At 52.5% G+C, this 25,616-nt stretch carries 29 protein-coding genes; 13 read left to right on the forward strand and 16 right to left on the reverse strand.

The annotated features are described in order from the left end of the window. Positions 1-39 precede the first annotated feature (39 nt). The 7 genes from ACJJIE_RS16380 (at position 40) to rsd (ending at position 5,008) form a co-directional block, all read left to right on the forward strand. Complete coding sequence (locus ACJJIE_RS16380) at positions 40-471, forward strand: hypothetical protein (RefSeq protein WP_444892360.1); 432 nt, start codon at positions 40-42, stop codon at positions 469-471. A gap of 40 nt (positions 472-511) precedes the next feature. After that, positions 512-2,140: a glutamate--cysteine ligase gene (gshA, locus tag ACJJIE_RS16385; protein WP_413663800.1), complete on the forward strand. Its 1,629-nt coding sequence runs from the start codon at positions 512-514 to the stop codon at positions 2,138-2,140. Between the two features lie 34 nt (positions 2,141-2,174). Further along, complete coding sequence (locus ACJJIE_RS16390; protein ID WP_444892361.1) at positions 2,175-2,777, forward strand: acyl carrier protein phosphodiesterase; 603 nt, start codon at positions 2,175-2,177, stop codon at positions 2,775-2,777. Further along, the gene (locus tag ACJJIE_RS16395; protein ID WP_282930663.1) at positions 2,774-3,265 is read left to right on the forward strand and encodes a disulfide bond formation protein B; all 492 of its coding nucleotides are present in this window, start codon (positions 2,774-2,776) and stop codon (positions 3,263-3,265) included. The genes ACJJIE_RS16390 and ACJJIE_RS16395 overlap by 4 nt, the downstream gene beginning before the upstream one ends. A 36-nt stretch (positions 3,266-3,301) precedes the next feature. Then, complete coding sequence (locus tag ACJJIE_RS16400) at positions 3,302-3,688, forward strand: CidA/LrgA family protein (RefSeq protein WP_444892362.1); 387 nt, start codon at positions 3,302-3,304, stop codon at positions 3,686-3,688. Further along, on the forward strand, positions 3,685-4,371 hold the full coding sequence (locus ACJJIE_RS16405) for an LrgB family protein (RefSeq protein WP_444892363.1): 687 nt from the start codon (positions 3,685-3,687) through the stop codon (positions 4,369-4,371). Before ACJJIE_RS16400 ends, ACJJIE_RS16405 begins: the two co-directional genes overlap by 4 nt. 169 nt (positions 4,372-4,540) lie before the next feature. After that, positions 4,541-5,008, forward strand: a complete 468-nt coding sequence (gene rsd / locus ACJJIE_RS16410; protein ID WP_413663804.1) for a sigma D regulator — start codon at positions 4,541-4,543, stop codon at positions 5,006-5,008. Positions 5,009-5,142: 134 nt separating this feature from the next. On the opposite strand, the gene bamJ is transcribed toward rsd, so the two are convergent. Continuing rightward, positions 5,143-5,931 carry an FKBP-type peptidyl-prolyl cis-trans isomerase gene (bamJ, locus tag ACJJIE_RS16415; protein ID WP_444892364.1) on the reverse strand — a complete coding sequence of 263 codons (789 nt, stop codon included), beginning with the start codon at positions 5,929-5,931 and terminating at the stop codon, positions 5,143-5,145. A 457-nt stretch (positions 5,932-6,388) separates the two neighbouring features. Between bamJ and ACJJIE_RS16420 the strand changes: the two genes are divergently transcribed. After that, positions 6,389-7,351: a histidine kinase gene (locus ACJJIE_RS16420; RefSeq protein WP_444892365.1), complete on the forward strand. Its 963-nt coding sequence runs from the start codon at positions 6,389-6,391 to the stop codon at positions 7,349-7,351. A gap of 115 nt (positions 7,352-7,466) precedes the next feature. Here ACJJIE_RS16420 and ACJJIE_RS16425 read toward each other — a convergent pair whose 3' ends face one another. Then, positions 7,467-7,961 (reverse strand): TIGR02444 family protein, encoded by a 495-nt coding sequence (locus ACJJIE_RS16425; protein WP_444892366.1) that lies wholly within the window; start codon positions 7,959-7,961, stop codon positions 7,467-7,469. Between the two features lie 108 nt (positions 7,962-8,069). Here ACJJIE_RS16425 and ACJJIE_RS16430 point away from each other — a divergent pair, with 108 nt between their 5' ends. Next, on the forward strand, positions 8,070-9,989 hold the full coding sequence (locus ACJJIE_RS16430; protein WP_444892367.1) for an ABC-F family ATP-binding cassette domain-containing protein: 1,920 nt from the start codon (positions 8,070-8,072) through the stop codon (positions 9,987-9,989). Positions 9,990-10,075: 86 nt separating this feature from the next. Here the strand turns inward: ACJJIE_RS16430 and ACJJIE_RS16435 are convergent, their stop codons facing one another. Continuing rightward, positions 10,076-11,014, reverse strand: a complete 939-nt coding sequence (locus ACJJIE_RS16435; protein ID WP_444892368.1) for an outer membrane beta-barrel protein — start codon at positions 11,012-11,014, stop codon at positions 10,076-10,078. 202 nt (positions 11,015-11,216) lie between these two features. Between ACJJIE_RS16435 and ACJJIE_RS16440 the strand changes: the two genes are divergently transcribed. After that, positions 11,217-12,227 carry a hypothetical protein gene (locus ACJJIE_RS16440; RefSeq protein WP_444892369.1) on the forward strand — a complete coding sequence of 337 codons (1,011 nt, stop codon included), beginning with the start codon at positions 11,217-11,219 and terminating at the stop codon, positions 12,225-12,227. Between the two features lie 73 nt (positions 12,228-12,300). Here the strand turns inward: ACJJIE_RS16440 and trmB are convergent, their stop codons facing one another. The 6 genes from trmB to ftsY form a co-directional block, all read right to left on the reverse strand. Continuing rightward, complete coding sequence (gene trmB / locus ACJJIE_RS16445) at positions 12,301-13,086, reverse strand: tRNA (guanosine(46)-N7)-methyltransferase TrmB (protein WP_444892370.1); 786 nt, start codon at positions 13,084-13,086, stop codon at positions 12,301-12,303. A gap of 84 nt (positions 13,087-13,170) precedes the next feature. Continuing rightward, positions 13,171-13,548 (reverse strand): DUF423 domain-containing protein, encoded by a 378-nt coding sequence (locus ACJJIE_RS16450; protein WP_444892371.1) that lies wholly within the window; start codon positions 13,546-13,548, stop codon positions 13,171-13,173. Positions 13,549-13,656: 108 nt separating this feature from the next. Continuing rightward, positions 13,657-14,511, reverse strand: coding sequence for an RNA polymerase sigma factor RpoH (gene rpoH / locus ACJJIE_RS16455; RefSeq protein ID WP_282930650.1), 855 nt, complete (start codon positions 14,509-14,511; stop codon positions 13,657-13,659). Positions 14,512-14,733: 222 nt separating this feature from the next. Further along, entirely contained in the window at positions 14,734-15,750 is a 1,017-nt protein-coding gene (gene ftsX / locus ACJJIE_RS16460; RefSeq protein ID WP_444892372.1) for a permease-like cell division protein FtsX, read from the reverse strand. Next, positions 15,731-16,417 (reverse strand): cell division ATP-binding protein FtsE, encoded by a 687-nt coding sequence (gene ftsE, locus ACJJIE_RS16465; RefSeq protein ID WP_444892373.1) that lies wholly within the window; start codon positions 16,415-16,417, stop codon positions 15,731-15,733. The genes ftsX and ftsE overlap by 20 nt, the downstream gene beginning before the upstream one ends. A gap of 36 nt (positions 16,418-16,453) precedes the next feature. Further along, the gene (gene ftsY, locus ACJJIE_RS16470; RefSeq protein ID WP_444894777.1) at positions 16,454-17,497 is read right to left on the reverse strand and encodes a signal recognition particle-docking protein FtsY; all 1,044 of its coding nucleotides are present in this window, start codon (positions 17,495-17,497) and stop codon (positions 16,454-16,456) included. Positions 17,498-17,867: 370 nt separating this feature from the next. On the opposite strand from ftsY, the gene rsmD reads away from it, so the two are divergent. The 3 genes from rsmD (at position 17,868) to ggt (ending at position 20,808) form a co-directional block, all read left to right on the forward strand. Beyond that, complete coding sequence (gene rsmD / locus ACJJIE_RS16475) at positions 17,868-18,458, forward strand: 16S rRNA (guanine(966)-N(2))-methyltransferase RsmD (RefSeq protein WP_282930648.1); 591 nt, start codon at positions 17,868-17,870, stop codon at positions 18,456-18,458. An 86-nt stretch (positions 18,459-18,544) separates the two neighbouring features. Continuing rightward, positions 18,545-19,021 (forward strand): pantetheine-phosphate adenylyltransferase, encoded by a 477-nt coding sequence (gene coaD, locus ACJJIE_RS16480; protein ID WP_282930647.1) that lies wholly within the window; start codon positions 18,545-18,547, stop codon positions 19,019-19,021. A gap of 62 nt (positions 19,022-19,083) precedes the next feature. Then, on the forward strand, positions 19,084-20,808 hold the full coding sequence (gene ggt / locus ACJJIE_RS16485; protein ID WP_413663814.1) for a gamma-glutamyltransferase: 1,725 nt from the start codon (positions 19,084-19,086) through the stop codon (positions 20,806-20,808). Between the two features lie 47 nt (positions 20,809-20,855). Here ggt and ACJJIE_RS16490 read toward each other — a convergent pair whose 3' ends face one another. From ACJJIE_RS16490 to radC, 7 genes are all read right to left on the reverse strand, one after another. After that, positions 20,856-22,295 carry an amidohydrolase family protein gene (locus ACJJIE_RS16490; RefSeq protein WP_444892374.1) on the reverse strand — a complete coding sequence of 480 codons (1,440 nt, stop codon included), beginning with the start codon at positions 22,293-22,295 and terminating at the stop codon, positions 20,856-20,858. A 237-nt stretch (positions 22,296-22,532) separates the two neighbouring features. Beyond that, a complete protein-coding gene (locus tag ACJJIE_RS16495; protein ID WP_444892375.1) occupies positions 22,533-23,081 on the reverse strand; it encodes a disulfide bond formation protein B in 549 nt (182 codons plus the stop codon). Between the two features lie 11 nt (positions 23,082-23,092). Beyond that, positions 23,093-23,245: a DUF5993 family protein gene (locus ACJJIE_RS16500; RefSeq protein ID WP_282934619.1), complete on the reverse strand. Its 153-nt coding sequence runs from the start codon at positions 23,243-23,245 to the stop codon at positions 23,093-23,095. Positions 23,246-23,316: 71 nt separating this feature from the next. Then, complete coding sequence (gene mutM / locus ACJJIE_RS16505) at positions 23,317-24,132, reverse strand: bifunctional DNA-formamidopyrimidine glycosylase/DNA-(apurinic or apyrimidinic site) lyase (RefSeq protein WP_444892376.1); 816 nt, start codon at positions 24,130-24,132, stop codon at positions 23,317-23,319. Between the two features lie 97 nt (positions 24,133-24,229). Continuing rightward, on the reverse strand, positions 24,230-24,385 hold the full coding sequence (gene rpmG, locus ACJJIE_RS16510; RefSeq protein WP_020413983.1) for a 50S ribosomal protein L33: 156 nt from the start codon (positions 24,383-24,385) through the stop codon (positions 24,230-24,232). Between the two features lie 36 nt (positions 24,386-24,421). Next, entirely contained in the window at positions 24,422-24,658 is a 237-nt protein-coding gene (gene rpmB / locus ACJJIE_RS16515) for a 50S ribosomal protein L28 (protein WP_020413982.1), read from the reverse strand. 215 nt (positions 24,659-24,873) lie between these two features. Beyond that, a complete protein-coding gene (gene radC / locus ACJJIE_RS16520; RefSeq protein WP_444892377.1) occupies positions 24,874-25,548 on the reverse strand; it encodes a RadC family protein in 675 nt (224 codons plus the stop codon). Positions 25,549-25,616 lie beyond the last annotated feature (68 nt).

Raw genomic sequence — 25,616 nt, forward strand, 5'->3', positions numbered from 1 at the left:
AACTGCCTTTCTGTCACAGCATCAAAGTTGCCCAACACAATGAGTCATGTGTACGTGCTGACCAATCAGCACCAGCAGTTCCTGAGTAAAAGCGGCGAATGGACCGATGGCCGCGAGCCGAACAAACTGTTTCGCAGCGAGCATAAAGATGTCGCTATCAACCAGATGTTCGAGGCCAATACTCGCAATGTGAGCCTACGCATTGAATTGCTACTGTGCGAACTCAGCATTAAGGGGCACCCCCAGATCCCCGAGGAAGCTCTGGCACCGGTATCCAGTGATGAAAGTCAGGGTGCCCCTGAAATCACCCCCTCAATACCTGAGGAACTGCCAGAGCAGGCCAACCCGGAGATAGAACCCCAGCCTGCGCCTGAAGTCGCACCGGAAGAAGCGCCTGAGGTTGCCCCGGAACCAGCGCCCGCTGAAACGCCCGCACAGCCTGACGAAAACAAATCTGAATCCGCCGCCTGAGCGCCAGAACATTCAGCACCGGCACAGAGAGTCGCCCGAGATGGCAGCGATAAAGAAGCGTTCCGGTAGTACCAAGGAGATTCGAGTGCCCATTTCCCACCTGGCCGCGCTATCGCAAGCCAAACCAGCCCAACTGCTCAAAGGCATCCTCCGCGGTGTCGAGAAAGAGAGCCTGCGTGTCGCTCCCGATGGCGCCCTTGCGCAAACGCCGCATACCACAGCACTGGGCTCCGCACTTACCCATGAAAGTATTACTACCGACTTCTCTGAGGCCCTACTGGAATTTATTACGCCGCCAGTAGCGACCCCAGAGGAAGCGTTACAGGTCTTGGACCGTATCCACCGCTACACCTACAACCAGATCGGTGACGAGCGCCTGTGGGTTAACAGCATGCCCTGTGCGATTGGCGAAGATAAAGATATTCCCGTTGCCCGCTACGGCAGCTCTCACAGCGGCACAATGAAAACTATTTACCGGCTGGGCCTGGGGTTGCGCTACGGCCGCGCCATGCAGACTATCGCCGGTATCCACTACAACTTTTCGCTTCCTGAAGAGTTCTGGCTGTGGCTGCATGAAATCGAAGGCAGCAGTGAGGATTTAAAAAGTTTTAAAACCCGTCGCTACTTCGATCTAATTCGTAATTTCCGCCGCAATTACTGGTTGCTGATTTACCTGTTTGGCGCCGCACCTGCGGTATGCGCTTCTTTTGTCGATGGCCGCGAGCACAGTCTTGAGCCCTTCAATGGGGATGACCACACTCTGCACGTGCCCCACGCTACGTCCCTGCGTATGGGCGACCTGGGCTACAACAGCAACGTGCAGCAGTCACTAGTGGTTTGCTACAACGACCTGCGCAGCTATTTATCGACGCTCTGTTCAGCGATCAGCAGTTCCTACGGCCCCTACCAGGAAATGGGGGTTAAAAATGAAGGCGGCGACTACCAGCAATTGTCCACAGGCATACTGCAAATCGAGAATGAGTTTTACTCACCGATCCGTCCCAAAAACCCCGCCAAACGCGGCGAAACAGCGCTGTCTGCCCTGGATAATCGCGGTGTTGAATATGTTGAGGTGCGCTGTCTCGACCTGAACCCCTTCGCCCCCCTGGGAATTGACGCCCAGCAGATGCGTTTCCTCGATAGCTTCCTGCTGCACTGCCTGCTCACTGACAGCCCCAAAACCAGTGATGCCGATTACCGCAGTACCCAGGAGAACCAACAGCGTATCGTCTACCGGGGTCACGAACCGGAACTAACACTGCTGGATAACGGTGGCGAGCGTAAACTGAGCGACTGGGCCACCCAATTATTGGAAGAGGTCGACTCAGTGGCAGAACTGCTGGATAACGCCTGGGGCGGCTCGCAATACCGCGGCTCAGTGGGCGTGCAGAAGGCCAAGGTGAAAGGGGATATCCTCACACCGGCACAGCAGATACTGGCAGAGATGCGCGAACAAAACATTACCTTTTCCCAGTGGGCTATGGATAAAGCCGAACAGCACCGCCGCTACTTCCTGGAACGCCCTCTGGACAGCGACTATCTGCAAGACTTCTTACAGCAGGCAGAAACCTCACTGCTCAAGCAAAAAGAAATTGAAGCGCAGGATAGCGGTACTTTTGAAACATTCCTGAGCCGTTACTATGCCCAATACAACTGCTGCCAGGACTAGCGGCTGATACAGTGCCGCAGCCTGAGCGAGGCTTATGAACTATCTGGCACACCTGTTACTGTCCGGGCCCAATCCGCGCTGGCGACTGGGCGGGCTCCTGGGGGACTTTGTTAAAGGCCCCCTGGATGACAGTTGGCCAACGGATATTGAGCATGGTATTCGCCTGCACCGTCGCATCGATGCCATCACCGATGCTCACCCGGCCTACCGGGATGCCCTGTCACAACTGGACCCGCGCTGGCGTCGCTATGCCGGTATCGCACTGGATATATGGTTTGATCACCTGTTGGCAGAAAACTGGCAGCAGTGGCACCCTGAAGCGCTGGATGAGTTTTGCCGGCGCTGTTGGAGAGACTTTCATTTCGACAGCCGGTATATTCCGCCACGCGCAATGGCATTTATTGAGCGCGCCGAGCAAATTAAACTGCTGCAAAGTTACCGCGAGGAGCGGGTAATCGAGCTGACCCTGGAGCGGGTTGGACAGCGGTTGCGCCGCCCGGTAGCACTGCAGGAGCTACTGCCTGAACTTATCGCCGGGCGGAACAAACTGGAAAGCAATTTCAATAAACTATTAACCGACTTGAATCTCGAAGCGAACCGCTTTCGACAGCACTATTCAGGACCCGAATTACCATGACCTTACCCAACCCGCGCATCACTTTTCTGCTGGTCTTCCTAATGGTGGCCTTTTTACTCGGCTCCGCCTTTTATCTCGAGTACGTGCAGGGGCTGGAGCCTTGCAAATTGTGTATTACCCAGCGGGTAATGCTATTGGGTGTTGGTGTAGTTTCGTTGATCGCATTCCTGCACAACCCTGCCACCATTGGCCGTCGTGTCTACGGCCTGCTGGTATCCCTGTGGGCAATGGGCGGTCTCTACTTTGCCGGTCGCCAACTGTGGCTGCAAAGCCTGCCGGAAGACCAAGTACCGGCCTGTGGTCCAAGCGTCAGCTATATGATTGAAGTTTTCCCGATGGCCGATGTGCTCAAGGCACTGCTGAGCGGCGATGGCAATTGTGCTGAAGTACAGTGGACCATGATGGGCCTGAGTATCCCCGGTTGGGCCGCTATCGGTTTTGCCGGTCTGATCCTGTTCGGTGGCTGGCAAGCATTCCGCAGAGCTTAACAATCTCCGGCGGCTTTAACGGCCGCCATCTCCTACATGTCAAAATCCACGCTGCACAACATACTCCGTTGGCTGGGGGGAGCTGCCATTCTGGTTGCCTGTACCTGGCTGGGCAATTTCACCAGCTCAAGCCTGTCACTACCCATTCCGGGATCTGTCATAGGGATGCTGATGCTACTGGTGATTCTCGTGTTCAATGGTGGGGCTCCCGCAGGCCTTGCCAAAGTCAGCTCACAACTGCTTTACCTATTGCCGCTGTTGTTGCTACCGGCGGCTGTCGGGGTATTTTTTTTCCAGGGCCTGACTCTATCCGACTGGCTAGCCTTAATCACCGCTATTGTGATTGGCACACTGATCAGTATCGCTATTTGCGCACAGCTACTAAAGAAATTGCTGATTCGCTCTGGGGGTAATAGAGAGTGAATGAATTTCTGGCGAGCCCAATCTTTGTATTGCCCTTGAATGTCATAGCTTTTCTTGTCGGCGTTACCCTTTACCGGCGCTACAAGACTGTTCTGCTGCACCCTATCATCAGCGCTAGCATTTTGACCGCAATAACATTGAGTGTTCTCCATATCCCCTATGAGAGTTACCAGGGCTCCAGTGCATTACTGTACAGCTTGCTAGGGCCAGCAGTTGTTGCCCTGGCTGTCCCTCTCAAACAAAATCTAGTGATTATCCGCAAAGCCGGCTGGCCGCTACTTGTCACTATTTTTGTGGGTGCGATTTTGGCCCCGGTTATAGCAGTATTAATCGCCTTGGTATTTGGCGCGGGCAAGTCAGTGCTACTGGCGTTGAGCGGCAAATCTATTACCACACCCATCGCATTGGCCCTGGCGGAAACAATCCACGCTTCTCTCAGCCTCACTGCAGCTATTGTGGTCTTGACCGGGGTGGTCGGTGCTATCGCTGGCCCAGCTCTAATGAGTAGGCTCAATATTCACGATGAGCGTATTATTGGTATCGTACTCGGCATCAATGCCCACGCGGTTGGGACCGCACGGGCATTAGAAATCAGCGCCCTGTGCGGCGCCTGTGCAGCATTGGCGATGGGTTCCTGCGGTGCGCTCACAGCGCTGATTTTGCCGCTCATTATCAGTGGTTAAAACACCCTAGATTTGCTCCACCGAAGATCGCCGCAGGCATCGTTGTATTCTGGCGTAGATCACACTCTGCACCTTGCCGTCGGCGGGGGAATCTCCTATCTTCTTAGGGCCTTCGGGATCAGCAATAAAGCTGGCTATCACGGCAAAAGTAACCAAAGGATTCTTGGAGATGCTGGAAAATTGTAAATCTGCGCGCGAGCGCTGGGGTGGCGTCAGTGAAATCATTGACCGCTGGCTACAGTCCCGACAAATCCTGCTGGTAAGTTACTACCATCTATCTGAGAAGAAAGAATTTAACGATGGGGATTCGGAGACCGAAAACGGTGTTCGTCATCTTTGCCAGTTGCTGGTGGACTACGTCTCTGCAGGACACTTTGAGGTATACGAACAGCTCATACTTGAAGGCCAGGCTTTTGATGATAAACAGGGGCTGCAACAAGCGCGGGAACTCTACCGGGATATTGATGTGACCACTGATGTCGCTGTCGATTTCAATGATAAGTACCAGGAAACCGACGATCTATCCAGCCTGAACCCAGATTTGTCACAGCTGGGGGAAGCACTGGAAACCCGCTTTAGTTCCGAGGATCGAATGATCGCACTTTTGCACACAGCCCATAAAAACCAGCTGGTCTAAAAAACTGAATTCATCACTGTAAAGGCGATGGGAAGCCGGCGCCTTTAATCGAATATTTTTGCTGTTGATTTTTCAAGGTAAAAAATAAAGGCGCCCATTGGGCGCCTTTATTGAATCCAAAGTAGTAAATTTAATTACTCGCTTTTGAGCTCTTCTTTTTTCTCTTCTTTCTTCTCGGCGCCATCTTCCTTGCCAACATTGGCTTTGTGCAGCTCCACTTCAAAAATCAGCGTTGCGTTAGGGCCGATCTTACCGCCTGCACCACCCGGGCCATATGCCAGCTCGGAGGGAATGTAAAGCTCCCACTTGGAACCCTCTTTCATCAGTTGCAACGCTTCGGTCCAACCTTTGATAACACCATTAACCGGGAACTGGACCGGCTCACCACGGGCGTAAGAGCTATCAAACTCTTCACCATTAATCAGGGTACCCTTGTAGTCCACTTCAACAGTGCTGTTCTCACTGGGCTGGCCGCCGGAACCCTCAGTAATCACTTTGTACTGCAGACCGGAATCAGTGGTAACAACACCATCTTTCTTGGCATTCTCTTCGAGGAAGGCTTTTCCTTCCTGCAAGTTTTTATCAGCAGTCTCTTTGAATTCTTTCTCTTGCTGAGCCAGCATTTCCTGCTGCTTCTTCTGCATTTGCTCTTGGAAGGCAGCGATAGTTTGCTGCTTTTCTTCTTCAGTCAAACGGGATTCATGGCCGCTGGAGACATCCTTAAGAGCCATCATCACCACTTGGGGATCTAATTTCACATCCTGAGCTTCAAGGCGCTTCGCCATATCTTCGGCAATGATGTAGCTGACCTTCTTCTCCTGGGTGTCCAGGGCAACTTCTTTTTCCTGCTTAGATCCCTGTTCGTTACAGCCGGTCAGCGCCAGGCCAAGGGCAATTGCTGCAGCCAAAGGGTATTTATTCATGGGTGTTGTCTCTTTGTCCGTATTGCGTTGAATGATTTGCGCTTGACCCTGGGTCAATGCCTGCGGCGGCTTATCAAGTAATCCTGATTCGGCCCTTAGCCTCCAGGCGCACCTTTTCCGCCAGTCCGCTCAAGTCTAACCTAAGGCGACTGCAAGTGCATACCGATGACGCGCACACTGTGCAGGACACCACATTCCACCTTAAGGTTCCAGGGACCAGCGAGAAAAAAATACATTTACAGCACTATTTTCGCTGCTTACGGCATACATTTTTTTTAAAAACAGCGCTATTATCGACCAGTCGCCGGTTGTTGTTCCGGACTGTTTGAGGTGCTTTTCAGTTTCAGAACAATTTACAGTGTTCAGATCCCTGATTTAAATATGTTTATTACATATAGATCTGATCCGTACACTGTCCGGATGTTCCAATTGATAATAAACGTCAGGACATTTACTCATGGCTGCCAAACAAAGAGCTGTCAATTCAGTCGCAGAACTGGAAGCACAAATTTCCAAGCTAACCGTCAAGCTGGACAAAGCCCGCAACAAGAAAGTTGCCGATGCCGGCAAAAGTGTTTTAAAAGCCGGAAAAGCACTGACTTCTGCAAAAGAAAAATTAGCTAAAGCGAAAACCAAACTAGTAGACGCTAGAACTGCAGCCAAGACACGAAAGACAGCTGCCACTCAAAAGCGTGTAGAAACCGCCAAGGCCAATGTAGAAAAGCATAACGAAGTACTCCAGCAAGCAAAGGCATCACACGCCGAAGCAAAGAGTACCGAGTCCCAGGCAAAGGCCGAGCTGAAAGCTGCCGAAGCTGTGCGTAAGGCCGGTGTAAAAGCAGAAAAACTACTGAACAAATCCAAGCCAAAAGCCCGCAAAGCTACCACCTCAAAAAAAGTAGCCGCTCCTAAAGCAACCGCAGCAAAGAGCCGCACTAAAGCAAGCACTACCAGCACCGCCAAAACAGTGAAAAAGACAGTGGCAAAAAAAGCCACAGAAAAGAAAACTAGTGCCAAGAAAGCGCCAGCAAAAACCGCCGCTGCCACTAAAGCTGTAAAGAAAACTCCCGCAAAGAAAGCCTCCACTGCTGCGAAAAAAGCACCAGCCAAGAAAGCTTCTACTGCCGAGAAAAAAAATCCAGCGAAGAAAGCTCCAGCTAAAACTACTGCTGCCAAAAAACCAGCGGCGAGCAAACCCTCAACGGAAGCCAAGCCTGCAACAGTCAAGCCAAGCGCAGAAACTCCGAAGGTGAAGGCTGTCAGCAAACCTGAAACCGTTGAGAAACCCAAAGACGATTCAAAAGCAATGGCTCCAGCTGAGCAGCAGAAACCGGTGGAAACTCCGCGCCCAGCAGCAACGATTACTCCCAGCACTCCGGCAAACAGCCTCTTTTCTTCGGAGCAACCCAGCGGCGAATAGTCTCGGGACTCCTCGCAGCCAAATACGGTGCTGCTTAATTGAGCTCTGTACTTTTCACGACTGTATTACCGGCGACCCCAGAAAAGTACAGCGCCCAGAGGGGTGTAACAGTGGCTTAACCCGCTGCCCCCCTGTGAGCCAAGTAGCTTTCGATCAGGCCCGCCCAGTGGGCCTGATCTTTTTGCTGCAAACCATATTGCTGGGATGCTAGCTCCAGTGCAGAGCGATCCCCCGGCCAGTCCTCAGCATAAATTTTCCACAGCGCAGCCAACTGCAACTGCTCCAGTTTCAATTCATAGCGTTTACACAGCGCGTAGACCCGCTGGGTATGGGGGCGCAAACTCCCCAGCCAACGACGCAGGTGTCGCACACTGCGAATCATTCGCCTGCGCGGCGCGACGCCTCGATCTGCGACTCTCCATCCCTCTTCACTGATTTCCTTGCCACAAACAGCTGTATAGCTCGCCCACAGCAGAAGACACACGTCAGCGCCATTTCTGTCTTGGCAATCGAGTAGGAACTTTTCGACATCCTGATAGGCATAAAAGTCCAAGCTGAACTGCCAGAGGGGGTTTTCCTTGGGGGAAGATGGAGGTGAAGTATTTGTCACGTTAGAATCCCGACCCTTTGCTGATCGGCATAGTGCCCCAGTCTCTGTGGAGTCCGGGTCTGTTCAATAGCCTAGCATTCATCGGCCTATTCATATGAGGTTTTTCCAGTGATCAATTTACAAGGGGTTTCTCTGCACCGAGGTGAACGCGACTTGCTTGACAGCGCAGATTGCAGAATCTTCCCCGACCACAAAGTGGGAATTATCGGTGCCAACGGCTGTGGCAAGTCAACTCTGTTCAAACTGCTGCTTGGACAACTGGAAACCGATGCGGGGCAGGTAGACCTCCCCAGCAACTGGCGTATCTCCCATATGGCCCAAGAGGTAGAAGCTAGTGAGCAATCAGCACTGGATTACGTTTTAGACGGCGATGGCGAATTGCGGCTATTGCAAAAGCAACTGGCAGAGGCCGAAGCAAGCGGCGATACCGACGGTCACAAACTGGCAGAACTGCACGAGCGCATGGCCAGTATTAATGGCTACAGTGGCCCGGCGCGCGCCGCGCAACTCCTCGACGGGCTCGGCTTTTCCCACGAAGAGCAGCAGCGCCCCGTTCGCAGCTTCTCAGGTGGCTGGCGTATTCGCCTCAATTTGGGCCGCGCCCTGATGTGCCCCGCAGATCTTATGCTGTTGGACGAGCCCACCAACCACTTGGATCTGGATGCCACCCTTTGGCTGGAACAGTGGCTGCAACGCTTCCCCGGTACCCTGCTGATTATTTCCCACGACCGCGACTTTCTCGATGCAGTGGTCGACGGCATTGTCAGTTTTGAACAGCAAAAACTAGTCTTGTACAGCGGCAACTACAGTGCCTTCGAGCGCGCTCGCGCTGAGCGCCTGGCCCAGCAGCAAATACAGTTTGAAAAACAGCAGGCCGAACGCGCACATATGGAAGACTTTGTGCGGCGCTTTCGCGCCAAGGCGAGCAAGGCCAAGCAGGCACAAAGCCGCCTGAAAGCCCTGGACCGGATGGCTCTGATTGCCCCAGCCCATGTGGATTCCCCTTTTCATTTTACTTTGCCATCCTCAGAGAAAACCTCTAATCCGTTAATCGACCTGCGCGAGACGGATATCGGCTATGCCGAAAAAATAGTGGTGAAGAACGTTCAGCTGGGCATTCAACCGGGACGCCGTATCGGCCTGCTCGGCCCCAATGGTGCGGGCAAGTCCTCTCTAATCAAAACCCTGGCTGGCACACTCGCCCCCCTCAGTGGCGAGCGCCAATGTGGCGAGCACTTGGCCATCGGCTACTTCGCCCAGCATCAGCTGGAAGCACTGGATAGCAACGGTTCCCCTTTGCTGCACCTGCAAAGGCTGAGCCCCGATGCCTCGGAGCAATCGCTGCGGGATTTTCTCGGCGGCTACGGTTTTATCGGCGATCGGGTTTTCGAAACGGTAGGGGGCTTTTCCGGCGGTGAAAAAGCCCGTTTAGCCCTGGCACTACTGGCCTGGCAAAAACCTAACCTGTTGCTTCTCGATGAACCGACAAACCACCTTGATTTGGAAATGCGCCACGCCCTGACCCTAGCGCTGGCGGAGTTTCCCGGTGCAGTCATATTGGTTTCCCACGATCGTCATCTACTGGCCAATACTGCCGACGAATTTATTCTGGTGGCCAATGGCCGCGCCGAACCCTATAGCGGCGACCTTGATGACTACAAACAGTGGCTGCTCGGCTTTAACCGGGAAAAGAAACGCAAAGAGGAGAGCACCTCCACTGTTACAGGCACAGAGGAAAAAGCCCCTGAGGATAAGAAGGCCCAAAGGCGCGCCGCCGCCGCGCTACGCGAACAACTGAAGCCCCTGACCAACAAACTCAAGAATATTGAGCGACAGATGGCTACGGCAGAAAAGGCATTGGCCGCAGTACAGGAAAAACTTGCCGATGAAGCGCTATATAGCGGCGGCCAGCAGGAGGAAATAGCTCGACTTAATAAAGAGCAGTCGGAGCAGCAGGAATTAATGGAAGAACTGGAAATGGAATGGCTGGAAATTTCTGAGAAGCTCGAAGAAATTCGCGGCGAGTAATTTTATAGAAAATCATTTTAAACAATATCTTCAGCGGGCTTCAGAACCTTTCTGCCGCCCGCTGAAGAAATCGATTTTAGTTGTCCTTAACGAATGCAACCGTATTCATCCACTGCAATACCAATCGGTGTATTTGGGCATTGATCGATATAGCTGGGTACACCATCAAAATCTGTATCCAGCGGGCAGCCATCTAATTGCACATCGATTCCCACTGGGGTCTGCGGACATTGATCAGTGGCATCAATAACACCATCGGCATCTTCGTCATACCAAAAATCCGGATATTCAAGCCATTGATAGCCAACCGCCAAGCTGGCAAAACCATCGACACCACCTTCTTCGACCCCCTGGAAAAGCCGTATATCTGCGCGAGCCTGCCAGCGGGGCCCCAGGTGATATTTAATTCCCATTCCCACATTCACCATGTTTTGCCGGTCATGCCAGTCACAATGGTAGGGCGGGTAGGGATAATGGTGGTCGTCTGGCCGATCCTCAGGGACATAGAATTTCTTACGACAATCCCAAGGGTAGGGGTAGTATGGGTCGTAGGGGTGATCAGGGTCGTAGGTATATTCCGGGTCGTCTGGATGCCAGTGTTTTTTACGGTAACGCCGGTCGTAATTAATACGCAATTCACCCAGGCCAAACGCGACATAGGGCTGCCAACAAAAGTTACCGCAGAACTGCCCTCCAAATTGATATAGGAGATCTATGCGGTAGTTATACACATCTACTTTCTCAGGCGTATCCGCAACACTCACGACGAAATAGTCGACAACCCCTTCCATCGCCCAATGATTTGTCATGTTAAAGCCAAAACCGGCACCGACACCTGAGGTATCTCGCATTTCAAATCCACGAAATGGCGTGCCTTTTAGACGATCACCATCAAACCAATGCTTACCCCCATTAACATAGAGGTTCAATGTTCCAACAAAATCAGCACGGACTTCAGGAACTGTAAGTAGTGGGATAAACAACAGGCTATAGAGAATTGAGAGCAGAGCATCACGCCTTCTCATCAGAAACACCGAGATTCCTTCCTTGATCAACCCCCTAAATTATTATTAACATCAACATCTATTAATAAAAATAATTCGATTTTGTTTTCGTGGTGCTTCCTGAATCCAGTTCTTATCGGAAATAAAATTCGAAAGTCACAGCACACTAGAAGCATAGACGGCTAGTGGTAAAAAACAGCAATAAAGACAGGAGAGATAACCCGTGCTGGCACCCAATATTGACAGCTATGTGAGGAACTTGGTTCGACCTCAAGACATACAAACTACTTGCTATGTCCCCAAAAGTATCCGCGAATATGCGCTGGACTTTCAAAATAATTCCAACAATGAGAGCAAGTGGTATCACAAGCGTAGTAGTGATGGATTAACCGTAATCGATCAATTGGTAAGCCAAGCGGCACAAATCCACACAAATGACTATGGAAGGATTACCCGCGTTACCAAGGTACTGGTAGAAAATTTATATCTCTGGCTTACAGGATTCAACCCTTCCACACCCTCCAAGCTACTTGATACCGATGGAATTACACGGCGAAAAGATGCAGTTTTAGCCTTATTAGGAGGAGCTTACTGTTGGTACCGCCAGGCCAGTGAGGCCTTCGGTTCCGAGAGAAGAGCAATCTCTAATATCGAATCCCAGATGGACGTTCCTTTCTCACTGTTTAATTACCGATTCAGCCGCAATGGTTTTGACTTACACACGGTGACCACGCTCCTATATCGGGGCGATACCCGCCCACCACAAAAGTTGTGGCAAGCCGGGGGGTTCTTTCCCTGGATGAATCAAAATGGCCGCTTTGATCCGCACCTCGGTACCGGAGCATCTAACCAAGTCATCTCAACCACTACCAATGCAAATATTGTTGCGCGCTTTGCCTGGCACAATAAAACTTATTGCCCGACTAGGTATTATTTTGTGCATGGAACAAATGATGGTGATTTAGCCACTACTGGTTTTATCTATGAGCTCGATAAAAGAAACCACCAGTGCGTAGAGGTTTCCACAGTCACCCGGGGACGTGAAGTTGCCTTTATGGCTATTCCCAACCAATTTATTCGCCGCTTTCGCATGCGTTATTTTGCGGGCACCCAAAATAATATTGAACTGTCGGACTGGATGTCCTATGACAGTAACACCATCCGCAACCTGAATGTTGTCGAAGACAAGCGCCGATGGGAAGCGGCCAAGAAAAACTGGAATGAGTTTTTCTAACAATAGAGGTGGGCTGTTGCATGCCACTGGTGCCATGTTAGCACCGGTGGCAAACATCGATCGTCAGTGCGAATTATTCGCCTTTGGACTCTTCAACAGTTGACGCATCTACGTCAGTGGTAGTTAGCGGCAGCGCTTCACCAGGTAACCTGCGGTATACCAGATCCCAAACACCGTGCCCCAGTCTCTGCCCTCGACGCTCAAACTTGGTCTCTGGGCGCCATTCTGGCCGGGCAACATAATCACCCTCACTGGCGATATTTTCTAGCAGGTTTTCACCCTGCAATACTTCCAGCATATGCTCGGCATAATTCTCCCAATCTGTCGCCATATGCATAAGACCGCCAGTTTTTAACTTGCTGCAAATCAGGCGAACAAATTCCGGCTGCACTATCCGGCGCTTGTGGTGCTTCTTCTTGTGCCAGGGGTCAGGGAAGTACAGCTGGAAACGATCCAGGCTCCCATCGGCAATACAATCGTTTAGGACATCGACCGCATCGGCCATGTAAACACGCAGGTTTTTGATACCTGCCTTGCCGGCATTATTGATCAACCGGCCAACCCCCGGCGGGTGTACTTCAATACCAATAAAATCCTTATCTGGCTCGGCTTCAGCCATGGCCAGCAGGGAATCCCCCATACCGAAACCGATCTCTAACGCCAGTGGCGCCTCGCGGCCAAAAACCTGTTGGCGATCCAAAGGTCCGTCAAATAGGGAGAGCCCATACTGTCCCCAATAATTGTCAAAGGCATTGCGCTGCCCCTCTGTCATTCGCCCCGCGCGAATCACATAGCTGCGGATAGATTTCTTCTTAAATTCTGTGCGGTAGGGAAAATCTTCCGCAGATTCGTCTTGCATTGTTCGCGACCTCTTATGCGAAACGGTTTATATCTTGATGTTTTGTTCGGGCTCGGTATCTGAGTGTAAGCCCAGTAAAGGTGGCTACTTAGAGAAATTAAATGCGGCAAAAAACAGGACTACCCAACCGGCAATCATCATCAGCCCGCCGAGAGGGGTGATTGGACCTAGCCATCGGGGGCCTCCCAGTGCCAGGGCATAGAGACTGCCGGAGAAGAAGATAATACCGAAAATAAAAAGAGCACCGCTCAGGGTCAGCGATAAACGGTTTCCCCAGTTTTGCATTAGCAGCACCACACCAAACAGCGCCAGGGCATGAATCATCTGGTACTGGACTCCGGTTTTATAGGCCTCTAACAGGTTCTCTGCCACTTTACCGCGCAGGCCGTGAGCCCCAAACGCCCCCAGAGCCACGCCACTGGCGCCAAAGAATGCACACAGCAGCAGATAGAGTTTGGCCATTACCTTCCCTTTTTGTTTTACCCAGTGGTAACAGGTATGCCTGTAACAGGCGGGACAAAAAAAACCGCGCTACTGCGCGGTTTTCTACCCGTGTACCAGAATGCCGATTTAGGCTTCCATAGCAGCACGCACTTTCTTCATGGCATTTTTTTCCAGCTGGCGAATTCGCTCAGCGGAAACACCATACTTATCAGCCAACTCATGCAATGTGGATTTCTCCTCACTGAGCCAGCGGGCCTGAATAATATCGCGGCTGCGATCATCCAGTTGTGCCATGGCACTGGCGAGGCTGGTCAAGTTGGTTTCCTGCCAGTTATCCCGCTCAAGCTGGGCGGCCGGATCAAAACTGCGGTCTTCCAGGTAGTGAGCCGGTGCCTGCCAGGCGGTATCGTCATCGTCATCGACACCCGCATCAAAAGCCGCATCGTGTGCAGCCAGGCGGCCTTCCATTTCATGGACCTGGGTGACATCCACATTCAGGTCTTTGGCGACGGCCTTAGCTTCTGCATTAGTCAACCAGGCGAGTTTTTTCTTCTGACCGCGCAGGTTGAAGAATAATTTGCGCTGCGCCTTGGTGGTGGCAATTTTGACAATACGCCAGTTGCGCAGAATAAATTCGTGGATTTCAGCTTTAATCCAATGTACCGCAAAGGATACCAGGCGCACTCCCTTTTCGGGATTGAAGCGTTTGACGGCCTTCATCAAACCGACATTACCTTCCTGAATCAGGTCGGCTTCATTGAGCCCGTAGCCGGAATAAGATTTGGCGATATGCACTACAAAGCGCAGGTGTGACATGACCAGCTGGCGTGCAGCATCGAGATTTTCGCGGTAATAGAGGTCTTCTGCCAGGTGCTTTTCCTGCTCAGCGGTCAGTACGTCAAAACCACTGACGGTCTGGATATAAGCTCCCAGGTTGGCGCCCGGAGACAGCGTATGCACTGGCTGTAGGCTGGTTCCCATTCAGGTCTCTCCTGTCATTATTAGTCGGCCGATCCTACCGGCCGCTGCCGACGGATACTGTATCCGGCGACAAGCTGGACTCAGTGTAGCACTTGCACGGGCAGATAAGAAAGCCCGCCAACAACTACCGTATTCTGTTGTATTTCGCGGGATTAGAGGGGCTTTTTACGCCTCAGGTTCCCTTTGCCAGAACACTTTACCCTTCTTGATCAGACTGATCGGTCAGCGAGGTTCTATCTTGCGAGTGTGTCGCGCTACCGCAAGCCAGGCTCCTAATAGGCCCAGCGAGGAGGCCCCCAGCGTTAATTGAAAGAAGTAACTGGCTCCCGGCCCTCTCAATTCGAAGCTGCTGCCATAACTTGATGACAGGCTCTCAACTGGCCCAGACAACATAACCACACCACCTGCAAGCAACAGCCACGCCAACAGCCCGCCAAATAGTCCATAGCAAATGCCACTGTAAAGGAACGGCCGTCGCACAAACGCATTAGTGCCGCCAACGAGCTTTACTACCAGGATCTCCTCCCGGCGACTTTCGATATGCAGTCGTATGGTATTGATCACCACCAATACCACTCCCAGCGCCAATAACAGGGCTAGGCCTGCGGAGAGACGCTGTCCCAGTTCGGTGATCTGGGCGAGGCGCTGGACCCAGGCAAGATCCAAGACCACTGAATCCGTCAGTGCCTGGGCTCTCAGATTCTCCACCAAAGCCTGAAGTTTATCGCCGTCCTTCGCATCCCTTGGCCGCAGCAACAGCACTGCTGGCAGGGGGTTGGCATCCAGGCCAACCAATACATCCCCAAGCCCCGAGGCCTGTTCAAACTCTGCCAGGGCATCTTCCGGGGAGACATAAGTTACCTCCGCGATAGCGGGGTCACTGCGCAATTTGTCGGCCAGGGAATTAACCGCAGCCTGTCTCGCATCTTTGTGTAGAAAAACAGAAATTTGTGGCTGCCCATCCCAACCGGCCACCGCGCGCTGGAAATTCAACAATCCCAATTGCAATGCCGCCGGCAGGGCCAGGGCAATAGCAATCACCAGCGCCGTCATTGCACTGGCCATGGGTGCGCTAAAAAATCGACTGACAGAGTCGGCAGCCATCTCACGGTGATGCCCCAACCAGCTATTCCATCGATCGCCCAGCCCTGTTTGCGCAACAACAGCGCCGGTGCTGCGCACACGCTTGTCTGCGGCAGGGTTGGCCTGCCGTTGCGCTTTAGCTTGGGTGTACTTCACGGCTCGGAACTCCGTCGTATATCAATTGGCCAGCCTGTAGGGTCAATACCCGTCGGCGCATCCTTGCAATCAGTTCCAAGTCGTGGCTCGCCACCAGCACCGTAACTCCCACAGCATTAAAGTCGGCGAACAACTGCATGATTTCCTGAGAGAGTGTTGGGTCCAGGTTGCCGGTGGGCTCATCGGCAACCAGTATCGCGGGCTTGTTAACTACTGCGCGGGCAATCCCAACCCGTTGCTGCTCACCACCAGATAACATAATGGGATTTTGCTTTTCCTTTTGCAGCAAGCCGACCTTATCCAGAGCTGCGCGAACCCGACGCCCCACCTCGCGCTTACTGCAACCAGCAACAGACAGGGGCAGGGCAATATTGTCAAAAACGCTGCGGTCGAATAGCAGCTGGTGATTCTGGAAGACAATACCGAGGTTGCGGCGGTAGTAGGGGATCTGGCCATTGCGCAGGCGGTTGAGATTCTGTCCGGCGACAAGAATACTGCCCTTAGTAGGGCGTTCAATCGCGGTCAGGAGTCTCAGTAAAGTACTTTTACCCGCACCAGAGTGACCGGTTAGAAACACCATATCGCCACGGGGGATTTCCAGGCTGACTCGCACCAGGGCATCCTGCCCCGATGCGTAACGCTTGTTCACATTATCGAAAGTGATCACGGCTTCTGTTGTTCTTGTTATTTCCTAGGCGAACTATCAGGCCTTATCTCGGCCAAACAGGGCGGATACGAACTCGCGGGCGCGGAATGGCTGTAGATCTTCCGCCTGCTCACCGACGCCGATAAAACGCACCGGGATGCCGAAACGACGAGCCAGGGCAAAGATAACGCCACCTTTGGCAGTACCATCCAATTTAGTCAGCACCAAGCCGGTAACACCGGCCGCCTCGCGGAACTGAGAGGCCTGGTTAATCGCATTTTGGCCAGTGCCTGCATCCAGTACCAACAGCACTTCGTGGGGCGCGCTGGGATCCAGTTTGCCCATCACCCGGCGCACCTTGGCCAGCTCCTCCATCAAATTGGACTTAGTGTGGAGACGCCCGGCGGTATCGGCAATTACCACATCGACGCCGCGCGCCTGGGCAGACTGAACCGCATCGAAAATCACTGACGCACTATCGGCACCGGTATGCTGCGCAACAACCGGTACATCGTGGCGCTGCCCCCAAACCTGTAGCTGCTCAACTGCTGCGGCGCGGAATGTATCACCGGCAGCCAACATCACCGACTTGCCTTCACCGAGGAAGCGGTGGGCCAGCTTGCCGATTGTTGTGGTTTTACCCACACCGTTTACGCCCACTACCAGGATGACGTAAGGCTTTTTGCTGATATCGATTTCCAGGGGAGCATCAACACTATCGAGTAAGTCCGCCAGCTCCTGCTGCAATGCCTTGTAAAGTGCATCGCCATCGGCCAGTTCCCGACGGGATACACGTTCGGTCAGGCGTTCGACGATCTCGCTGGTAGCTTCAACCCCCACATCTGCCATTAACAGCTGTGTTTCAAGTTCTTCAAGCAGATCTTCATCAATCTCCTTGGCCCCGAGGAACAGGTTTCCCATCCCCTCGACAAACTGGTTGCTGGTACGGCTGAGGCCGCGACGAACACGCGCAAAGAAGCCCTCTTTCTTTTTGGCTTCCGGTTGCGGCTGCTCTTTGGCTCTGGGTTTTGCAGCTGGCTCGGGCTGAATCGGGGCTGGCTTCTCGGCCTCTTCTATTACAGGCTCTGCTGCAACAGCCACCTGGGGGGCCTCGACAACGGCCTCGGGCTCGCCCGCCGCATCGGTATGCTGCGCCCAGCCGGCACTCTCCTCTTGGGATTCAGAAGCTGGAGCTGTGGGTTCACCGATAGGGGCCTTTGTCTCCTCCAGAGCGGGAGCTTCTCCCTGGGCTGGCGACTTTTCCTCTATGCCTGAGGGCTCTGGGCTCTGCGCCGATGATTCCTCTTCAGACGCAGCAGTGACCTCCGCCTGGGATTGCTGGGGCTCACTTTGTTCGGGCTTGCGCTTCTTCTTTTTGCGCAGGAAGTCAAAAATCATTCGTATGTCCGGATGTACCGCTTGCAGAAAGACGCTAATCTTAGCATCGCTAAGCCCCCAGTAGAGAGTTACCTTGGCCAGAAGTTCATCCCGAAAGCAAAGCCCGCAAAACCTTTCACAGTTACGCATCATTGGCGGACAGTGGCGCGGGCGAAAATTACAGTTTGCCCCAGTTGAGGGCTTGAGACCTACCGGCGACCGACTGCGGGAGGTTCTGTTTAACTGGCTACAGTTCTACCTGCCCGACGCCCGCTGCCTGGACCTCTTTGCCGGTTCAGGAGCCCTGGGTCTGGAGGCGCTATCCCGAGGCGCCGGCTCGGTAGATTTTGTCGAGCTGAATACTCGCGCTGCGCGAACCCTAGCGGAACAGTTAAAACAGTTAAACGCCCGGGAAGCCAAAGTCCATAACTGTAGTGCAGAAGAGTTCCTCGGAAGTAATGGAAGTAAATACGACCTCGTATTTATCGATCCCCCTTTTGCCGACAATCTTTGGCAGGCAACTCTAGGCGCCCTGTCCGGCCATCTTTCGCAGGATGCATTAATCTATGTGGAAACACCGCGAGACACAGTGGTTGCATCAATACCTGGCTGGGAACAGGAAAAAGAAAAACGTGCGGGACAGGTGTGTATGCGCTTGTTTCGTCGCGCTGGCCCGGCAGGTTAGGGAAGAATAAAAAGATTCGGTTTTGACCTTAGCCGTAAATTGTTTACCATTCGCATCCCATTCGGCCCGCATTTAAGCCTTGGCGTATGAAAAAAGTCGTCTATCCCGGAACCTTCGATCCCATCACCAATGGTCACTTGGACTTGGTGGAGCGCGCATGCCGCTTGTTTGACCACGTTATCGTGGCTGTGGCTGCCAGCAATCGCAAAAACCCCCTGTTCACCTTAGAGGAGCGGGTAGAACTTTCACAAAAAGTTCTCGGTCACCTGCCCAATGTCGAAGTCATTGGGTTCGATATCCTGCTCGCCGACCTGGTGCGCCAGGTAGATGCTTATGGCGTACTGCGCGGTCTGCGCGCGGTGTCCGACTTTGAATACGAGTTCCAGCTGGCCAATATGAACCGCCAGTTAGCGCCCAATATGGAAAGCCTGTTCCTGACACCGGCAGAACATTTGTCCTACATTTCATCCTCTTTAGTACGTGAAATTGCCTCCCTGGGCGGCGATGTCACCAAGTTTGTTCCGGCTGCTGTACAAAGCGCGCTGGAAGAGAAATTTCGTTAAGCCTGAATCTGGCTATTTCTGATACACTCGAGCGGATTTATCCACAATCCGCGGAGTGTTACGTGCGCAACTTTCTCGCCGCCTTTGCACTGGTTCTGAGTCCCGCTTTCGCTTTTGCCGATGAACCACAACCGGAGTTTGATACCGGTCGCACTGCCGTTAAGTCCTCAACGGCCAACTTCTATATGGCAGTCACTGCCAACCCCCATGCCAGCCGGGCTGCCGAGCAGATTCTCGCCCGGGGCGGTAGCGCTGTGGACGCCGCCATTGCCGCTCAGATGGTATTGGGATTGGTAGAACCACAATCCTCCGGGATTGGTGGCGGGGCATTTATGCTCAGCTATGACGCTGCGGCAAAGAAGCTCAAGTACTACGACGGGCGCGAGACAGCCCCCTCTCAGGTAGACGAAAACTACTTTATCCGCGACAACAAGCCGCGTTCATTTTTTGAGTCTGTAATCGGCGGCTACTCGGTCGGCGTTCCCGGTGTTGTGCGAATGCTGGAAATGGCTCACGAGCGCGATGGCAAGTTACCCTGGGAGCAGTTATTTCAGCCGGCCATACACCTGGCCAAATCCGGCTTTCAGATATCACCGCGCCTTCACCAGCTGTTACTGCGCATGCCGAAGGTGGCTGCTCGACCGGAAATTGCCAGCTACTTCTTCAACAGTGATGGCAAGCCCCTGCCGGTGGGTCACAATTTGAAGAATCCAGCTTACGCGGAAACTCTGGAGGCCATTGCCCAGGGCGGTGCGGATGCCTTCTATCACGGCGACATTGCCAAGGCTATCGTCAAAGCTGTGCGCTATGACAGTGCCAACCCAGGGCTCCTGAGCCTCGAAGATATGGTTAGCTACCGGGCCAAGGAGCGCCAGCCCCTGTGTTCGGAGTTTCTCGAATATCGTGTGTGCGGTGCGGATGCCCCGTCGTCCGGAGGTACCACAGTAGGCGGCATTCTGGGCATGCTGCAACAATTCCCACTGGAGCGCTTCGAGCCTGGCAGTGATCTGCTCACCCACTTATTTATCGAAGCTTCGGAACTGGCATTTGCCGATCGCAACACCTACTCCGGTGATTCCGACTTTGTCCAAGTACCCAGTAAATCACTGGTGTCCAGGGATTATTTGGCTCGCCGCGCGCAGTTAATCGACCCGGACTCCGCCACAGCTGCGACTCCGGGTACCCCAGCCGAACTCGGGGTGAAGCGGGTGATGGCCCAGTCGCCAGAGTTGCCCAACACCAGTCATTTAGTGATTGTCGACCGCTACGGTAATGGTGTCAGTATGACGACCAGTATTGAAACCGGCTTCGGGTCGCGCCTGATGGTGAAGGGCTTCCTGCTCAACAACCAGCTCACCGATTTTTCCTTCACTCCAAAAAACAGTAGTGGGGAGCGGGTGGCCAACCGCATTCAAGCGCGCAAGAGACCACGCTCTTCCATGTCCCCCACCATCGTTTTCAACAAAGATGGCAGCATGCGTCTTCTGGTGGGTTCCCCCGGCGGTTCACGAATTATTGACTACACCGCGCGCACCATTCTCTACCATCTGGGCTTGAATATGCCGATTGCCGAAGCGATTTCTGCGGGAAATATCGGCGCTATCGGTAAGAGGGTCGAATTGGAGCCCGGCTTTTTCAGCCCCGATACTATCGAGAAACTCGAAGCCCGTGGACACGAGGTTGTCGAAAGGGGCCTCAACAGTGGTATCCATGCCATCGCTTTGCAAAATAACAAGCTGTACGGGGGAGCCGACCCCCGCCGCGAGGGCAGCGCCCAAGGGCGTTAACTTTAATCAGCCGAGGGGCGCACTTCCCCCTCGGTTTCTTCCTATCTTTAGCGCCTGCGGTCATAAACTTTCTGACCTTTGTAATAAGTCTGTATCACCCGGACTCTACCAATATCTCGCTGCGGAATTAAAAACAGGTTTTTGTCCAAGACAATAAAGTCCGCCCACTTTCCCACCTCCAAACTACCGGTATCCCGCTCCAGATGATTCGTAACTGCACCGGTAAAAGTGAACATTTCAATCATTGTCTCCAATGATATCTGGTTACTGACTCCAGCATGGATGTTTTGGATTGGTGACACCTCTCGCCCGGCAACATATCCCGAGTCCATAACCACGGCTATATGACGAAGCTCTGTATTATATTTTCGACTTTCAGTTAATTGACTTTTATCATCTAGAGAAACTTTTGAGCGCGCTGCTACTGACAGCAATAAAACCAGTTTTTCCTTATTAGCTGACAATACACTCCCAGCATTATCCGAACTGATATTAAGCAGGGTGTTACGCAATCCCAACTCCCTGCCACCATCCAGGGATATCTGTATGAGTTTTTGTAGAGCTGCCAATTCTTTATTACTCCTAGCATCCAGGTAAAACTGGAAATTATGTGAATTAGCACAAGCAATTATCCTGGAAATAAGTTCACTCGATAGGCCTGAATCACGTTGATCACCTAAACCTACCTTGTTAGCTTTCAAGCTAACCGAATTGATCTTGAAATCATCGCCGGAATATTTTTCTGCAACCTTCTGCAATTCTCTAAGTTTTTTACCAGTGACATCCATCGCTATTTCAAAGGATGCGCGGATACGCAAACTCAATTTCTCTGACGATAGTGGGCGATCGAAGGCGCTGAGATATTTATTTAAATCATTAAGCGGCATTACAGCCTGAAAAAAAGTAGTTACGCCTCGCTGGGCCGCAATATTCTTAATTTCTAAAAAACTTCGAGTTGGTTTATCACCCTCATTATTTACGGGTATCAAACGGGAAAAAACCTCCACCGCTTCACGACCATGAAAAATACCGATCGGAAGACCATCTTCATCTTTTTCGATCCTGCCGCCCTCAGAAAAATTAGACTCCATATCAATCCCAGCTGCGGCAATACCTTCAGAGTTAGTCCATACACTGGCGCCATCTTCTGAGAAAAGAATAATGGGGATCAAATCATTTATTTGATCCAATATTGCTTTATGTGGTCTGTGTGGTGCAAAAATAACATGACGCCAGCCGCTGCCGACGACAAGCTGCTTCTCGGGGTTGGCCTGAATAAATGTACGAACGCTATTCTCATACCCCTCTACAGTTTTATATGTGGATAAATCCAAACTGTCACTGATCCCAACATCAGGTATTTGCTGAATAAAACCGGGCAATACCATTTTTCCACTGAGATCAGTGACCTCTGTTCCCTCTCCTACAAAGGCTTCTGCCCCTCGATCTGTACCCACATAAACAATGCGCCCATCGCGAATAGCCATTGCCGAGACGATACTGCGGGCCGGGTCGACGGTATAGATATACGCATTCCTTAAAACGTGCTGGGCGGGTTCAACACTGGCGGCCGGCGAGGGGGATTCAGCTCGTTCACAAGCAATTAACAATAGGGAAATGAGCAGGCTGGCCAGGCGCATAGGGATACCTCACAGTTTTCCGCAATTCCCCGGGGCTCGGGTCTTATCAGGAAAAGTGTAGAAAGCTCGGACACATTTGTGTGCCTAACCTCGAGACCACAACCAGTGATATCCAAATGACCCACTGGTACAGGGACCCAAACCGCACTCGAGGAGAACTGCGACTAGATTGCCCAACACAACAGTAAAGAACGAGATGGCAATGCACTTTTCAATCAAAGTGAACTCTCTGGTGGCAAAACTTCGCCGCTTAAAACCAAACATTAATGCAACGCCACAGTAGATCAGTAAGACAAAGAAAATCAGCGCAGACCAAGTGTATAAATGTAAGCCAAATACTGGGCTACCAAACCCTGGATCGCCAGGGGTGATATGCAGCAATACCTGCCTGACAGCAGCAGCGAGACCGGCTAGACACGAAAGAATAACAACGCCGTAATGCTCTGCACGAATACTAAAGCGCAGGTTCAGCATTAATCCCATGCCAATCATGGCAAAGGCAACACGCTGTAAAAGACAGAGGGGGCAGGGGTGTTGATGAAATGCCAACTCCATGATCAAGGCAATCCATAGGATTATGCTTACCGCTAACAGCGCCAAGCTATCCAGCCTCCTGACCATAAACACCATCATGGGTACGGTCCCTAGAAAGACAGCGACAATGCTCGCGTCATATGATATCCACACCACATAATGAAGATCAGCAGGGTCAACAACCACCAGCCCATTGCGGAGCGGCGACGACCGTTCCAAACGGCCCAAATCGACAGGGTGACCGTAAGAAAAGGCAATATCATGACCACTAAGCAGCTCCTTATCGACAATACGATGATATTAGTATTGCCTAAAGCTGCCAGAAGGATGCGATTTAACGTTGGCAGCTAGAGCAGAAAAAGGTATTTCTCTGACCCAATACCATATCTTTAACTGCTCGGCCGCAAGCGGGGCATGGCTCACCCGTACGACCATAAACATTAAGCTGCTGGGCAAAATAGCCCGGTTTTCCATCGCCGCCAATAAAGTCCCGCAAGGTAGTTCCACCCTGGGCAATCGCCTGACTGAGAACCTGCTTTATGGACTCAGCCAAGCGCTGGTATCGGGCTTTAGAAATAGAACCAGCCTGTCGATCGGGGCGAATGCCCGCCAGGAAAAGAGATTCACTGGCGTAAATATTACCCACCCCCACAACGATACGGCCATCCATGACGAGGGTTTTGACAGACTGCTTACGCTTGCGCGAAGTCTCGAACAGATAGTCACCACTAAATTCTTCCGAGAGAGGCTCTGGACCCAGGTGGCTGAGTAAGTCGTGGGTCAGAGGGTCCGCTACCGTCCACAATAGGGCACCAAAACGGCGCGGGTCGCGGTAACGCAGTGTGAGACCACTATCCAGGCGCCAGTCGATATGATCATGCTTTTCCGGTGCCCGTGCAGCCTCGACCATACGCAAGCTGCCAGACATCCCCAGGTGCCAGATAGCGCAGCCCTTGTCAGTATGCACCAGTAGGTATTTGGCCCGGCGCTCCAGCTTCAGTATCCGAGCATTGCGGATACGGCGCTCAAAGTCTGCCTCCACGGGCCAGCGCAATTGATGCTGGCGCACTTTTGCGGAGCGAATTTTGTGCCCCTCCAGGTGAGGTTGCAGGCCTCTGAGAGTGGTTTCTACTTCTGGGAGCTCTGGCATCGTCTGGAGTTACCCTGTGTAAACTGGCTGCTCAATTTCCAATACGCACAAAAAAGCCCGGTTAAAACCGGGCTTTCTGTACAGTAGCGGTAGGCAATTACTTGATTTTGCCTTCCTTGTACATTACATGCTTGCGTACAACGGGATCGTACTTTTTGATCTCCATTTTCTCAGGCATGTTGCGCTTGTTTTTGGTAGTGGTGTAGAAGTGGCCAGTACCGGCGCTGGAATTCAGACGAATCTTCTCACGCATTGCTCTATCTCCAATCTATTAGCTGGGCTACAGCCGTTACACTTTTTCGCCGCGGGCGCGCAGCTCAGTCAAGACAGCGTCGATACCTTTCTTATCGATAACGCGCATACCTTTCGCGGAAACACGCAGCTTCACAAAACGCTTCTCGGATTCAACCCAGAAACGGTGGCTGTGCAGGTTCGGCACGAAGCGACGCTTGGTGCGGTTCTTAGCGTGGGATACATTGTTTCCGGTGACCGGACGCTTACCGGTTACCTGACATACCTTGGACATCTGTTGGCCTCTTCAAAACGCTTGTGCCCGCATGGCGCCAATCCTGAAGAGGAAAAGGTAGTGCGGGAACATAAAAATCGGGATTCTAATCCGGTTCCTGGATGGCGGCGGAACCTGTGCAGAATCTGGCCCGGCCGCAAAGAGCGGCGTTTTATACCAAAAGAGCCCGTAGGGAGCAAGTTTTGTACAACATTTCAACGCCGGGAACGACGCCTTTACATCAATCCCTGCTCTGCAAAGGATAGCGCCTTGCCCTCACCGACGATCAAATGATCCAGAACTTTGATATCCACCAGCTCTAGCGCCTGGGTTAAACGCTCGGTAATCCAGATATCTGCCTGGCTGGGCTCACTGACACCAGACGGGTGGTTGTGCGCCAAAATAACCGCCGCAGCTCCCTTCAGCAACGCTTGCTGTACTACTTCACGCGGATAGACATTCGCCGCATTCAGAGTCCCCTCGAACAACTCCTCAAAAGCAATTACCCGGTGTTGATTATCCAGGTAAAGGCAGCAGAACACTTCCCTGCGCCGGTGCCTGAGCTGGATCGCCAGGTAATCCCTGACCGCTCCGGGACTGCACAGTGCGCTGCCGTGCTGTATGGTTTCCGCCAAGTGCCGCTTGGCCATTTCCAGCGCCGCCTGCAACTGGGCAAACTTGGCATCGCCGAGCCCTCGCGCGCGGCAGAAATCGTCTCGCTCAGCCTCCAGCAGAGGGCGCAAGCCGCCAAAATCATTAAGAAGCCCCCTGGCCAAATCCACGGCTGAGAGGCCGGGGAGCCCCACACGCAGAAAAATTGCCAATAGCTCTGCATCCGACAGAGCCTCAGCTCCTCTCTCCAACAGCTTTTCCCGAGGCCTCTCGCCTGCGGGCCAATCCTTTATTTTCATTTGTAGCCCAGTTATTCCGTGACTTATCTATCGCACATCTACTGAACACCTTTTCCTCTCAGCACCGG

The organism is Microbulbifer maximicatervae (SeqCode), from assembly GCF_052467325.1.